Raw genomic sequence first — 13,342 nt, 5'->3', positions numbered from 1 at the left:
TCTTTTTGTTCCCGGGCTGTAAATATGGTTTAATGGAGAGAGGGCAAAATAGAGATAAAGTTGCACAAGTTAGGAGAGCTAGTATGACTCAACAGGAGAAACCAACGGAATTACGCTGGTATGGTACACCGCTACGAGTCCGTTATCAGGAAACAGACCAGATGGGGGTCGTGTATCATGCAAATTATTTGAACTGGTTTGAGATTGGGCGTACCGATATGATCCGTCAGGCAGGCTTTAATTATCGGAACATGGAGGAACGGGGAGTTTTGCTGCCAGTTCTTGAAATCAATGCGAAATATAGAAGCCCTGCCAGGTATGATGATATGATAACTGTTTATACAGCCATTACGGACTTCTCCAGACTGCGTCTAAATTATACCTATGAGGTTCGTCGTGTAACAACTGATGAGTTTCAAAACAATGTCGGCAAGGTGTGGACACAGGCAGACACGTTGCCGGGAGAGCTGCTCATTACTGGGACGACACGCCACGCATGGGTAAATACCGGATGGAAGCCCGTGCGGCTGGATCAGGCGCTGCCTGAGCTGTATACTGCGTTAAGCTGTGCCTTTACAGGCGAGGAGGGAAAGAAATCATGATGATGCGCAAGCGCCTGTGGCTGTTGCTGCTGCTCATTCCTTTGGCAGAGTTGTACGGGTTCATATGGGTAAGTCACTGGATTGGAGCGGGTAAAACGATTCTGCTCATCATTTTGACGACCCTGATTGGTGCAGCCATGATGCAATTTGAAGGTCGCAAGGTGATTGCCGATGCGAAACATGAAATGAACCGGGGGCAAGTACCCGGCCGTAAAATGCTGGATGGGTTATGTGTTTTTTTCGGCGGAAGTTTACTGCTTATCCCCGGATTTTTAACCGATATTATTGGTTTTACGCTGGTATTTCCTTTAACACGTGCGCTGTACCGACGCTTTTTATTGAAGTGGCTGGAGAAAAAAATGAAAAACGGCAGTATTACGTTTCGCCGGTTTTGACGTAAGTGACTGTTATTCCTACTTGCTTAACGCACTCTTCCGGCAAGAATATAGTTGCGCAAGTCCTGAATGACATTCGCGCGATTCAGGGCATCAACAATTATGAGTGATACAGGACCGATAATCAGCCCCAAAACGCCAAACAGCTTGAGCCCGATGAACATACCGATGAGGGTGGGAAGCGGGTTCAAACCTACGCTGCTGGCTAACACTTTGGGCTCCACAATCTGCCGTCCAACCAACAGAATGATATAGAGGATCGATAATCCTACCCCTAATGCCAAATTACCTGACATATAGGCATACAGTATCCACGGAATCATTACTATGCCTACCCCCAAATAAGGTAGCAAATCCACCAGTCCGATCATCAAACCGATGGTAAAGGCGGATTCCACACGTAATATGAATAGTCCAACAATGACTGTTAATGCTGTAATAGAGATCATAATAAACTGTGCCCGCAAATAGCCGAACAGTGCCTTGCGCAGATCGTGCCATATACCCGATAATGGCTTGCGAATCGTATCTGGAATTGCGTTGGAGAGGGTACGGCTATGTTGGTTCCAGTCCTTGCTGATAAAAAAGGCGGCTAATACGACCACCATGAGTACCGCGCCCATATTAGGCAGAGAGGTCAGCAAATTCAAAATACCATTAAAAAATTGAGCGACCAGTGTAGTGACGGCCGAACTGACCGTTTGTGTTGTTTTGTCAATATTGCTGTTAATCGTATGCTGGTAATCCGGATTATCGCGAATGAAATGGTTGATTTCGTTAATTACATTTTGAATCAGATCACTCTGAGTCCAGTCGATGAACAGGTTTTTAAAATGCTCAATATGCCCGTCAAACGTCATAGTCAGCTTAATAACCTCTCGAACCATTCGAGTTATTGCTGCAGACAGAACAATTGCAATTCCGCCTAAATATACAAACAATGAGACCGTGACAGCCATCCAACGCGGCATGCGGGCTTTTGTGCGCAGAAAGCCAATCAGCGGGTTCATGGCATAGGCTACAAGCCAGGCCAGCAGAAAAGGATACACAAGCGGGAACAGCATGTATATGCCTAACAACAGAGCTACTATTACGATTGTGACCCAGAGAGCACGAAATATGCGGTTCAGAATCAATCGGCTCAAGCTCTCACGGCTCCTTTCTTTTCCAATGGGATTCCACAAAATAAATGCTCTGTTATACATATGCGGGAAGGGGGGGAGACAAGACCTGTGTAAAAAAGTGCAAATGAATTTTTAAAAAATGTAAGGGGTTTCAAAAAATTCTTTATGACAGCGATAAAACATTTAAATGTGTCAGAATAGCCCTGAATGTTCACATAAACGACAAAATCTAGTATAGTAAAAGAAGGTTTAAATATTGACATATGGCGTTAACATTACTTAGCTATTTAAAGGGCATATCTTACTTTTGAAAAGGTTTACATTGCAAGTCCGTTCACAATGTTTTTACAAAGGAGAGATGTAACGATGACAGCGACTAAAGGTCTGGAAGGAATTGTAGCAACTACTTCCTCCATAAGCTCTATCGTAGATGGCGTTCTCACGTACCGGGGTTATAACATTGATGATTTGGCTGTTAATGCCAATTTTGAAGAGGTAGCTTATTTGCTGTGGTTTGGAAAACTTCCCGATCAAGCCCAATTGCAGGAACTTCGCAACCAATTAAGCGAATATGCTGCTATTCCAGAGGAAATTGTTACTCAATTAAAGTTGTGCCCGAAGGATATGAGCACGATGGCCGCCTTGAGGTCAGCCGTATCTTCTCTCGCTTTGTATGATCCAGAGGCGGATGATATGTCGAGAGAGTCCAATGTGACTAAAGCTGTCAAGCTTCAGGCGCAATTGCCGACCATTGTGGCAGCCATAGCACGTATACGCGAGGGCTTGGAGCCGATTGCGCCTAAAAAAGGTGTTTCCATCGCTGAAAACTTTTTGTATCAACTCACTGGCACGGACCCGGAAGAGACGGCTATCAAAGCCTTCGATCAGGCTCTTGTGCTGCATGCCGATCATGAATTAAATGCTTCGACCTTTGCTGCGCGCGTAACGGTAGCTACATTGTCGGATATTTATTCAGGGATTACGTCTGCCATAGGCGCTTTAAAAGGGCCGCTGCATGGCGGAGCCAATGAGGCTGTTGCCAAAACGCTTGAGGAAATTGGCGGTTTGGATCAGGTGGACTCGTATGTCCAGGCCAAACTGGATAACCGCGAAAAAATCATGGGCTTTGGGCACCGTGTCTATAAAAACGGTGATCCGCGTGCCAAGCATCTGCATAAAATGTCCCGTGAACTGGGTCAAATGAACGGTGACACCACGCTGTTCGATATGTCGGTACGCATTGAGGAAATTGTGACAGGGCAAAAAGGCTTGAAACCGAATGTGGATTTTTATTCTGCTTCCGTTTATACCCAGCTGGGTATCAAGAGAGACTTGTTTACGCCGATCTTTGCGGTAAGCCGTGTATCCGGGTGGACTGCGCACATTTTGGAACAGTACGAAAATAACCGTCTGATCCGTCCACGTGCCGAGTACACAGGACCATTGGATCAAAAATATGTGTCACCAGAGCTGCGCTAATCGCATGTCGGAGGAATATTGAGGGTATGTACCCTTAATTTAAAAAATAAGGTACAATAAAGGGGACGGCGAGAGATGGACGTTTTTGTCTGTGATGACGATCACGTCTTTCGCCCTGTACCCATTCATATCTGAGGAGGAAAAGGAACTTATGGTGAAATTTGAAAAGTTTGAGCTCCCAACTGAAGGCGAAAAGATTACGATTGATAACGGTCAGCTAGAGGTTCCAAACCATCCGATTATTCCGTTTATCGAAGGTGATGGCACAGGACGCGACATTTGGAAAGCATCCAAGCGCGTACTGGATGCAGCTGTAGATAAAGCATATAACGGCACCAAAAAGATTGCCTGGTATGAAGTATTTGCTGGTGAGAAAGCTTTCAATTCATACGGCGAGTGGCTGCCTAACGATACTTTGGAAGCTATCCGCGAGTATATTGTAGCCATTAAAGGTCCACTTACGACACCTATTGGCGGTGGGATTCGTTCCTTGAACGTGGCATTGCGTCAAGAACTGGATTTGTACGTATGTCTACGTCCTGTCCGTTACTTCAACGGTGTGCCTTCTCCGGTAAAACGGCCTGAACTGGTAGACATGGTTATTTTCCGTGAAAACACAGAAGATATCTATGCAGGTATCGAGTATGCCGAAGGCTCCGAAGATGTGAAAAAGGTCATTCAGTTCCTCCAGCAAGAGCTGGGTGTGAATAAAATCCGTTTCCCTGAAACCTCGGGTATCGGGATTAAACCGGTTTCCTCCGAAGGTTCCAAGCGTCTGGTGCGTGCAGCTATTCAATATGCTGTGGATCACGGACGCAAGAGCGTAACGCTCGTACACAAAGGTAACATCATGAAATTTACCGAAGGTGCTTTCAAAAACTGGGGCTATGAAGTAGCTGAGCAAGAGTTTGCAGATCAAGTATTTACTTGGGCCCAATATGATCAAATTAAGGAAAAAGACGGTGAAGATGCAGCCAATGCAGCTCAAAAAGCCGCTGAAGATGCAGGCAAAATCATCATCAAGGATGCGATTGCTGACATTGCACTGCAACAAGTGCTGACACGTCCGTCCGAATTTGATGTGATCGCTACGCTGAACCTGAACGGGGACTATTTGTCCGATGCCTTGGCAGCTCAAGTCGGCGGAATTGGTATCGCACCAGGTGCGAACATTAACTATGTAACTGGGCATGCTATCTTTGAAGCGACACATGGCACAGCACCAAAATATGCAGACAAAGACGTAGTAAACCCTGGTTCTGTGATTTTGTCCGGTGTTATGATGCTTGAGCACTTGGGCTGGAAGGAAGCAGCTGACCTGATCTATAAAGGACTGGAGAAGTCCATTAATGATAAGATCGTAACTTATGACTTTGCTCGTCTGATGGATGGTGCTACACAAGTAAAATGTTCCGAATTTGCAGATACTATTATTAGTAACCTGTAGGAAGGGGAATGCCACGTGACCATTCAACGAAAAAAAATATCTGTTGTTGGTGCCGGTTTTACCGGTGCCACTACCGCATTGATGTTGGCTCAAAAGGAACTGGGCGATATCGTGCTGATCGATATTCCGCAACTTGAGAATCCGACCAAGGGCAAGGCGCTTGATATTTTAGAGGCCGGTCCGGTACAGGGTTTTGACAGCCTGGTCACAGGTACTTCCAACTATGAGGATGCAGCCAATTCAGACATAGTTATTATTACAGCCGGAATTGCACGCAAGCCTGGCATGAGTCGTGACGATTTGGTCAATACCAACGCAGGAATCGTAAAATCTGTGTGCGAAAACGTAAAGAAGTATGCACCGGATTCTATCGTTATCATTCTGAGCAATCCGGTCGATGCGATGACTTATACGGCGTACCAAACGCTTGGTTTCCCGAAAAATCGGGTTATCGGCCAATCGGGTGTGTTGGATACAGCGCGGTATTGTACTTTTATTGCACAAGAATTGAATGTATCCGTTGAAGACGTGCGCGGCTTTGTTATGGGGGGGCACGGTGATGATATGGTGCCACTGGTACGTTATTCCAGTGTCGGTGGTATCCCTATTGAAGCTTTGATTTCGCCGGAACGTATTGAAGCAATCGTACAACGGACACGTGTCGGCGGTGGTGAGATTGTAAACCTGTTGGGTAACGGTAGTGCATACTATGCCCCAGCAGCCTCGCTTACACAGATGACAGAAGCGATTGTAAAAGACAAAAAACGAATTATCCCGGTCATTGCTTATCTGGAGGGAGAGTACGGTTATCAGGACTTGTTCCTCGGTGTACCGACACTTCTCGGTGGCAATGGGATCGAAAAGGTGTTCGAGCTGGAATTGACAGCCAAAGAGAAAGCTGCACTGGATCAATCTGCTGAAGCGGTACGCAATGTTGTTAAAGTAGTCAACGTCTAAGTACGGTTATCTACTACAATCGTATACATCTGTGAAAAAGGTGCTCCAAGCCGTGCCATGGCTGCGGAGCACCTTTTTTGATTTTAAATAGAATATAAGTACTGAAATATCAGATTGGGTTTGCTGGCACTGGCGGAGCGGACGGAATGATTGCGGACAAGCGTAGCGCTCGCCTTCGTCTCCGGATTTTTACCATAAAGCTATATTCACTAAAATTCGGAGACAACAGCGATGGTAGCAACGTTCCGTTCGCGGAGCCCTTCCAAGCCCCCAATCTGAAACTTTCCCGCTTCTCTTTGTCCCTTTTGCCCTATATAATAGATTTGAGTTTCATATAGTTTTGTGCATACCGTTTAACATTTCAGGATTTGCATAATCCGAATCCAGTCGCTTATTGGATTTATACAAAATCCTCACCTAAGAAAGCTAAATGGATAAATGAACAAATGAACAAGAAAACGGAGGTAATGAGGAATGTTTTTTCTACACATGATTGGAACATTGGCACTGGGCTTTTATCTGGTGCTGCCCTTTTTAGTGGGTAAGATCGGAAGCTTGTCTCCCGCAGCGCAGGAAGGTATGGTGTCGGCTGTTCAGCTCTTGAACCGTATCGCCCAATTTGCGCTCATCATACTGCTGGTTAGTGGTATATTTTTGATCATTGGCGGCCCATATTCTGTGGCATGGATCATCATCGTGTTTGTACTGTTTTTGGCCATTTCCGCTATTGGTGGCATTATGGGCAAGCCATTACGTTTGGCGCTGGAAGCACTCCGCAATAATCAGCCGATTAACGGCTATATTGGCAAAGTGCGTACATTCAGTACATTGCTCGCAGTATTCCTGATCCTGATCACATTTTTAATGGTGTACAGTCACATTATTTAAAGGTATAAGTGAACGGGTTTTACGAAGTTCTGAATTACAGTAAAAAGGCCCGCGCTTCTTTAGCGCAGGCCTTTTTGTTATATCAAGCTGTATGGCTGAAACTCACCGATCCTGTTCTCGTCATGCAGTTACTTTGGCAAAAATAATAAAAAACAACATGAGCTCAGCTACGATGAGGTGAGGTGAGGCCACAATAACGAGATTGAAGATGAACAGGACACATAACAGACCCAATAATAAAAGCATTTTCTTGAAGCTTGGCTTGAGATGATGAAATCGATACTGATGAAATACAAGCATGACGGATAAGAAGTAAATCAATACAGAGGCAAAAGTAAAACAAAGGATAAACAAGTATGCCAATTGCTCCAGAAATAAGAGCTGTATGGAAGCCGCAATCATGCTGAGTGAGAAATAAATGAACAAATGCCCGTAGATAATCGTTTGTCCGGCTGTTTGCTTTGTCTTATCGATACGTTTTTCTACATTTTCGAAGTATTGCCACCAAATCGCAATGACTAATATAAAGGCCAAAGCCGCGAAAACAATGGATGAAGGTGTGAATTTATCGGATTTTAACACCGACAGCATGCTGACGACCGATTCACCCAGTAAAATCAAGGTGAACAGGGCAAAGCGTTCTAATAAATGTGCTGTATGGATTGGCGTTTTCACCAGGTTTTTACGGCCGATTAATGGAACAAGGATGTCAATTGCAATACCTGCATATAAAATGACATAGCGAAGCGGTGAATCAAAAAAGATAGAGCAGCATGAGATGATGATTCCAAGCCAGAAGTAGGTTCCAAAGAAGCGTGCAGTATCCTGTCTATGATGCTTTTCTCTTTGAGCTGATACCAAATATTGAATCGCAGTTAAGCCCCTTAGCCCGATATATCCAATCAGAAATGGTGCATAATTAGCGTCAAAATTGGCATCCAGACTGGCTGTCATAATCAGAACAAAAAATAGTTCCAGGATCATGAAGATCCGATGTGTTGTCGTGTCTTGACCATAACGGTTGTTATAAACGCTCTGTCCCACCCAGGCCCACCAAATGGGAATGAAAATAAGAACGAACTTGGCCAAATGTTCTATCGCAATACTACCGTGCTCCACGTGCAATAAAACATGAGTGGCTTTGGAAACAGCGGCCACAAAGAGCAAGTCATAAAAAAGCTCTAGCCAGGTCACTTTTTTTTCCAGCATTTTGTTCAATAAACCCCCTCATGCAATTTTCTCTGAATTTCTTTTTTGCTATCCGTATACACGGCGCCACCCATTAGTCTAGCAGACCAAAAGTGGTTGGGAAACCCCTTATTTTTTAAATATTCCCCGAATCTTAATCATCTATTTCGTTTAATCTGAAAGCTGATGGATAAATCAGGAGTAGAGTGGAGGCAAATGTTGCATCCTATGGGATATCTGATTCTGAAAGGAGTATTTACGATGTCAAAAAGCAATCAAACCCAGCAAACCCTGCCCCCACAGCATCAAGAACAGCAACCGGGAATCGAGTCGAAAATGTCGCCTGCACCTCAATTTGAAAAGCCGACTTACAAAGCGGCTGGCAAACTGACAGGCAAAGTTGCGATTATTACTGGCGGAGACAGCGGAATTGGGCGAGCTGTAGCTGTGACGTATGCCAAAGAGGGTGCTGACGTAGCCATCGTCTATCTGAATGAGCATAAGGATGCGGAAGAAACGAAGCGTCAGGTAGAACAGGAGGGACGCAAATGCGTGCTGATCCCTGGTGATATCGGAGATGATCAATTTGCCAAAAAGGCAGTTCAACAAACGGTTAACGATCTGGGCAAGCTTGACATCGTCGTGAACAATGCGGCAGAGCAGCATCCGCAGCAAAAGCTGGAGGATATCACCAAAGAACAGTTGGAACGTACTTTCCGAACGAATATTTTCGGTATGTTCTTCTTGACGCAAGCGGCATTGCCACATTTGAAGAAAGGGAGCGCCATCGTCAACACAACGTCGATTACAGCGTATGCCGGTAATAAAACGCTCATCGATTATTCATCCACCAAAGGGGCAATTACTACATTCACTCGCTCTCTTTCACTCAATCTGGTGGAACAGGGCATTCGGGTGAATGCTGTAGCACCCGGTCCGATCTGGACACCACTGATCCCGTCCACGTTCGATGCCAAAACCGTCAGCGAGTTTGGTGGAACACAGCCGATGAAGCGTCCGGGTCAGCCGGAAGAACTGGCGCCAGCCTATGTGTACCTTGCTTCAGATGACTCTTCTTATGTAAGCGGGCAGGTTATTCATATCAACGGCGGTGAAATCATTAACGGATAAGCAAACGGTTGGGGCAGTTTATGCCCTGACCTTTTTCTTTTTTAGCAGTGGAACAAAAAGCAGGTAGCCTGTAGAATGGGACTTAACTTATATAAAGGATGGGCATATGTTATGAAATCGTTTCGTTTCAGGCTTACCCTGATCATGCTGATTTTGATTGGTGTATCTGTCCTTGCTGCGGGAATTACCATGGGACAAATTTTTAAAAATTCAAACATGAAGGTGCTTGAGGAGAACATGGGCCGGGAGATCGACCTGCTTCGCGCTACATTTCCTTTTGTCAATGCAGATCCTCTTTCCAGTACAGATTACATCTCTTATTATTCTGAAAAGGCGAAGGAAATTGCCCGTCTGACGCAATCACGAGTGACTTTCATTCGCAAGGACGGGACGGTGGTTGGCGATTCGCTCAGCGATCCGCGCAAGATGGAAAACCATGCATCCCGCGAAGAAATTCAGCAAGCCTCGAAAGAAGGAATTGGACGCACGATACGCTACAGCGAAACCCTGAAGCGAAACATGCTATACGTTGCAGAGCCTGTTGTATCGGATAAGGGCTTTGACGGATATATCCGTTTGTCGATGAACCTGCAAGCGGTAGAGGAGGGGGTACAACGCGGCTGGACGGCCATTGGGATTGGGCTCGTGCTGCTGTTCCTCGCTGCCGGGCTGGTCAGCTATCGTATCGCCCGCAGCCTGACCTCACCCATTGAACATATTACGGGTGTTGCCAATCGTATTTCCGGACTGGATTATGACGCCAGGGTGGGCGTACAGCGTAGGGATGAGGTGGGACAACTGGGGGAAGCCATTAATCGCATGGCAGACAGTCTCCAAGACCAAATGAAAACAATCCGTGATAACGAGGATTTACTCCAGAGCGTCATGAGCAATATGACCGGCGGGATACTGATGATAGATGCCAGTGAGCACATTGCGCTTGTAAACCGTGAGTCTGAGCGGATGCTTGGTGTCGTGGGTAAACGGGTGACAGATAAACCGTATCATGAGCTAAAGAAGCATTACGAGCTGACCAAGCTAATTGAGGGCAGCATACAAAGCCGTGAACGGCTGCATGGTGAGGTGCATCTGTACAATCCCGAGGAACGACTGATTTTGCTGGATGGTGTACCTATGTACGAGGATGACGGCGGATACCGCGGGATGCTGTTTCTCTTGCAGGATATTACAGCGATTCGTCGCTTGGAAAATATGCGGAGCGAATTTGTGGCGAATGTTTCTCATGAGCTAAAAACACCGATTGCTGCGGTCAAGGGCTTTGCCGAAACGTTGCTTGGCGGCGGGGTTAAGGATGAGGAGACAGCCCGTTCATTTTTACAAATTATTTATGATGAAAGTGAACGGCTGAATCGGCTGATCGGCGACATTCTGGTGCTGTCTAAAATCGAGTCCAAGCGTTCTCCGCTGGATTGCTCTCCAGTGCATGTATCGTCGTTCGTTGAATCATTGCTGGAGAAACTGAACAATGTAGCTGCAAAAAAACGAATCACACTGCATATGGAAGTTCCGGATGAGCTGTTTATGGAGGCAGATGAAGATAAGCTCCAGCAGATTTTTCTAAACCTTCTATCTAATGGCATCAACTATACACTGGACGGCGGCAAGGTGAAGGTCAAGGTTGTGACAGTGCAGCGCGAGAACGACACGGAAAAAGTAGTATTTACGGTCAGCGATACAGGCATCGGGATTCCGAAAAAGGATTTGCCACGTATCTTTGAGCGCTTTTACCGGGTAGATAAAGGACGCTCGCGCAACTCGGGCGGAACGGGTCTGGGACTGTCCATTGTCAAGCATCTGGTTGAGCTGCATCATGGAACACTTTCGGTGGAAAGTGAGCTAGGCATGGGTACCACATTTACGATTGAATTGCCATTATTGCAACAGGAAGAATGAACTATAATTGTTTTTACATTCTGTTAACAATGTCGTGATAAAATAAACGAGTGTCGCATGAGTATGGAAAAGATTTTGGAATTTTGACCAATGCGCCTTTAACAGGTAAACAGGAGATGAAGTTATTTTATGGGACAACGCTTGCTGGTTATTGAGGATGAACCAACGCTTGCCAGACTGCTATCCTACAATTTGATACAGGAAGGTTTCGAAGTGGATACGGAGGATCACGGCAGTGCAGGGTTTGAAAAGGCCTCCAGAGAGTCCTATGATTTGATTCTGCTGGATTTGATGCTGCCCGGCATGAATGGACTGGATATCCTGAGCAGACTACGCCATCAGGGGCTGACGACGCCAATCATTATTTTAACAGCCAAAAACGGTGAAGCCGAGGTTGTTCAGGGTCTGAAGTCGGGTGCGGATGATTACATCACCAAGCCTTTCGGCGTGTCTGAGCTGCTGGCCCGTGTAACCGCTGTGCTGCGAAGAACATCCGGCGGGGATGAAGGTGTGCTGTCCGATCAGAAGGACGGCTCCAAAATTCAACTGGGCGAGCTGGAGATTTACCCTGAAAAATATGAAGTCATTCTTGGAGGTCAGTCTATCAGCTTAAGGCCCAAGGAATTCGAGGTGCTTCTCTATTTGTCCCGTAAGCCAGGTGTGGTACTCACTCGGGATGATCTGATGAACGCAGTGTGGGGCTTTGACTACATTGGCGGTCAACGGACGGTGGATGTCCATGTCAGCTCATTACGCAAAAAGCTGGAGCTCGATCCCGACTCCGTTCATATTGATTCGATCCGCGGAGTAGGGTACAAATTGGTTGTAAATAAAAAAAGAAGCGCTTCTCATTTGCTATAAATGAGGAGCGTTTTTTTTGTGTCCAATTTGTGATTTTACACTCCGTTAACAAACATAGACGTTACAATCAATAAATGACCGATATGATGTTCCCGTCACTCCAAGTAGTTAAAAAAAGGGGACTTCAGAACGATGATAACGGAACCAAAGACCCAGACGAGTTCCACTGCCGTGATTGAACGTGATGCATACAAGCCAATTACTACTTACGTGCCATGCCGAGAGGTTCCGATTATTGATACGGATATGTCTTGCAAGGAACTGCTAGCCCTGATGAAAACGCAGGGAGATATTCCTTGTGTTGTTGTCGTTGATAAAAATGAACTTCCTTTGGGCATTATTATGAGGGATGCGTATAATCGCCATTTTACAGGCAGGTTTGCTGCGGCCCTCTTTTATGACAAGCCTGCGGCGATATTTGCCGACCCCAATACACTAATTGTTGATCTGAAAAGCCCGGCAGCGGACATTGTAGAACTGGCGATGTTGCGCGATGATCAACGTTTTTACGATTGCTTGCTTCTTAAAGAAGGTACACGGTTGCTCGGTGTGCTCACGATTCGTGATATCCTGTCTGTCGTTCAGCGCATGCAAAAAGAAGCGGACGAACACCGCGGTAATGTGGTTCAGCATAGCTATGACGGTGTCCACCGTATTCAGACGACGGTGCTGGATGCCGCCAAAGAAGCCGATGACAGTATGCGGCTCACTCGCTCGATGAGTGAATTGTCCCGCCGTGGCAAAGTAGAGCTGGAGGATGTTCTGCTCTCCTACCGTGCAGTGACTGAGCAAATGCAGCGCCAGCATGAGCAGATGACGGCGCTAACTCAATCGCTGAATGACATTGCAGGCATGGCCTCGTCGATTCGCGCACTGGCAGATCACAGCGGACTGCTGGCAATCAATGCATCCATTGAGGCTGCACATGCTGGCGAAAATGGGCGTGGTTTTCAGATTGTGTCGCAGGAGGTGCGGAATATGTCACTCCAGACGAAAGCCTTTTCCGAACAGATCACCAGCTTGCTAGCAGACATTGAACAAATGCTGCGTGATACCGCAGAGCTGACGGATACAAGCCTGCAGCAGATTCATACGGGCTCTCAATATATATCAGCCGGAACACAAACCTTTGCCAAACTATTGCAGGCAGTAACAGAAATTGAGGTTAAAAACAACCAAATGTCCCGTTCAGCAGAGGAAGCGGCTTTGAACGCAGCCGGAATTGCGCAGGAGCTTGAGCTGATGCTGAATCCCTGATCATTTTACATAACGTTAACAAATCAATCACACTGATTTTACACACAGCTTATATAATCTTCATATTGTGCAAATCAGGTGCAATGCTTGAGGACCATA

Annotated in this window: 12 protein-coding genes; 10 read left to right on the top strand and 2 right to left on the bottom strand. The window is 46.0% G+C overall.

Features of this window, described 5'->3' with window-relative positions:
- Positions 1-83: 83 nt before the first annotated feature.
- Both KQI_RS0122220 and KQI_RS0122215 read left to right on the top strand, forming a co-directional pair.
- The gene (locus KQI_RS0122220; protein WP_010349075.1) at positions 84-602 is read left to right on the top strand and encodes an acyl-CoA thioesterase; all 519 of its coding nucleotides are present in this window, start codon (positions 84-86) and stop codon (positions 600-602) included.
- Positions 599-997, top strand: a complete 399-nt coding sequence (locus tag KQI_RS0122215) for an FxsA family protein (protein WP_010349074.1) — start codon at positions 599-601, stop codon at positions 995-997. Before KQI_RS0122220 ends, KQI_RS0122215 begins: the two co-directional genes overlap by 4 nt.
- 26 nt (positions 998-1,023) lie before the next feature.
- On the opposite strand, the gene ytvI is transcribed toward KQI_RS0122215, so the two are convergent.
- A complete protein-coding gene (gene ytvI / locus KQI_RS0122210; protein WP_010349073.1) occupies positions 1,024-2,142 on the bottom strand; it encodes a sporulation integral membrane protein YtvI in 1,119 nt (372 codons plus the stop codon).
- Positions 2,143-2,487: 345 nt separating this feature from the next.
- Between ytvI and citZ the strand changes: the two genes are divergently transcribed.
- From citZ to KQI_RS0122190, 4 genes are all read left to right on the top strand, one after another.
- Complete coding sequence (gene citZ, locus KQI_RS0122205) at positions 2,488-3,600, top strand: citrate synthase (protein ID WP_010349072.1); 1,113 nt, start codon at positions 2,488-2,490, stop codon at positions 3,598-3,600.
- A gap of 151 nt (positions 3,601-3,751) precedes the next feature.
- On the top strand, positions 3,752-5,047 hold the full coding sequence (gene icd, locus KQI_RS0122200; protein ID WP_029390288.1) for an NADP-dependent isocitrate dehydrogenase: 1,296 nt from the start codon (positions 3,752-3,754) through the stop codon (positions 5,045-5,047).
- A 15-nt stretch (positions 5,048-5,062) separates the two neighbouring features.
- Entirely contained in the window at positions 5,063-6,004 is a 942-nt protein-coding gene (mdh, locus tag KQI_RS0122195; protein WP_010349070.1) for a malate dehydrogenase, read from the top strand.
- 474 nt (positions 6,005-6,478) lie between these two features.
- Positions 6,479-6,892, top strand: a complete 414-nt coding sequence (locus KQI_RS0122190; RefSeq protein ID WP_010349069.1) for a hypothetical protein — start codon at positions 6,479-6,481, stop codon at positions 6,890-6,892.
- A 120-nt stretch (positions 6,893-7,012) separates the two neighbouring features.
- Here KQI_RS0122190 and KQI_RS0122185 read toward each other — a convergent pair whose 3' ends face one another.
- The gene (locus tag KQI_RS0122185) at positions 7,013-8,101 is read right to left on the bottom strand and encodes a low temperature requirement protein A (protein ID WP_010349068.1); all 1,089 of its coding nucleotides are present in this window, start codon (positions 8,099-8,101) and stop codon (positions 7,013-7,015) included.
- 240 nt (positions 8,102-8,341) lie between these two features.
- Here KQI_RS0122185 and KQI_RS0122180 point away from each other — a divergent pair, with 240 nt between their 5' ends.
- From KQI_RS0122180 to KQI_RS0122165, 4 genes are all read left to right on the top strand, one after another.
- Positions 8,342-9,211: an SDR family oxidoreductase gene (locus tag KQI_RS0122180; RefSeq protein WP_010349067.1), complete on the top strand. Its 870-nt coding sequence runs from the start codon at positions 8,342-8,344 to the stop codon at positions 9,209-9,211.
- Positions 9,212-9,322: 111 nt separating this feature from the next.
- Entirely contained in the window at positions 9,323-11,125 is a 1,803-nt protein-coding gene (gene pnpS, locus KQI_RS0122175; RefSeq protein ID WP_029390286.1) for a two-component system histidine kinase PnpS, read from the top strand.
- Positions 11,126-11,254: 129 nt separating this feature from the next.
- Complete coding sequence (locus KQI_RS0122170; RefSeq protein WP_010349065.1) at positions 11,255-11,986, top strand: response regulator transcription factor; 732 nt, start codon at positions 11,255-11,257, stop codon at positions 11,984-11,986.
- Between the two features lie 132 nt (positions 11,987-12,118).
- Positions 12,119-13,243 (top strand): methyl-accepting chemotaxis protein, encoded by a 1,125-nt coding sequence (locus tag KQI_RS0122165; RefSeq protein WP_010349064.1) that lies wholly within the window; start codon positions 12,119-12,121, stop codon positions 13,241-13,243.
- Positions 13,244-13,342: the final 99 nt, after the last annotated feature.

It is taken from the genome of Paenibacillus peoriae KCTC 3763 (assembly GCF_000236805.1).
GTDB lineage: Bacteria > Bacillota > Bacilli > Paenibacillales > Paenibacillaceae > Paenibacillus > Paenibacillus peoriae.
This window is presented reverse-complemented; position numbering and strand designations above follow the sequence as displayed.

Excerpts from the sequence above, each read along its gene's own strand:
- KQI_RS0122220 (WP_010349075.1), top strand. The coding sequence starts at position 84 with ATGACTCAACAGGAGAAACCAACGGAATTACGCTGGTATGGTACACCG.
- KQI_RS0122215 (WP_010349074.1), top strand. The coding sequence starts at position 599 with ATGATGATGCGCAAGCGCCTGTGGCTGTTGCTGCTGCTCATTCCTTTG.
- citZ (WP_010349072.1), top strand. The coding sequence starts at position 2,488 with ATGACAGCGACTAAAGGTCTGGAAGGAATTGTAGCAACTACTTCCTCC.
- icd (WP_029390288.1), top strand. The coding sequence starts at position 3,752 with ATGGTGAAATTTGAAAAGTTTGAGCTCCCAACTGAAGGCGAAAAGATT.
- KQI_RS0122190 (WP_010349069.1), top strand. The coding sequence starts at position 6,479 with ATGTTTTTTCTACACATGATTGGAACATTGGCACTGGGCTTTTATCTG.
- KQI_RS0122185 (WP_010349068.1), bottom strand. The coding sequence starts at position 8,101 with ATGCTGGAAAAAAAAGTGACCTGGCTAGAGCTTTTTTATGACTTGCTC.
- KQI_RS0122180 (WP_010349067.1), top strand. The coding sequence starts at position 8,342 with ATGTCAAAAAGCAATCAAACCCAGCAAACCCTGCCCCCACAGCATCAA.
- pnpS (WP_029390286.1), top strand. The coding sequence starts at position 9,323 with ATGAAATCGTTTCGTTTCAGGCTTACCCTGATCATGCTGATTTTGATT.
- KQI_RS0122170 (WP_010349065.1), top strand. The coding sequence starts at position 11,255 with ATGGGACAACGCTTGCTGGTTATTGAGGATGAACCAACGCTTGCCAGA.
- KQI_RS0122165 (WP_010349064.1), top strand. The coding sequence starts at position 12,119 with ATGATAACGGAACCAAAGACCCAGACGAGTTCCACTGCCGTGATTGAA.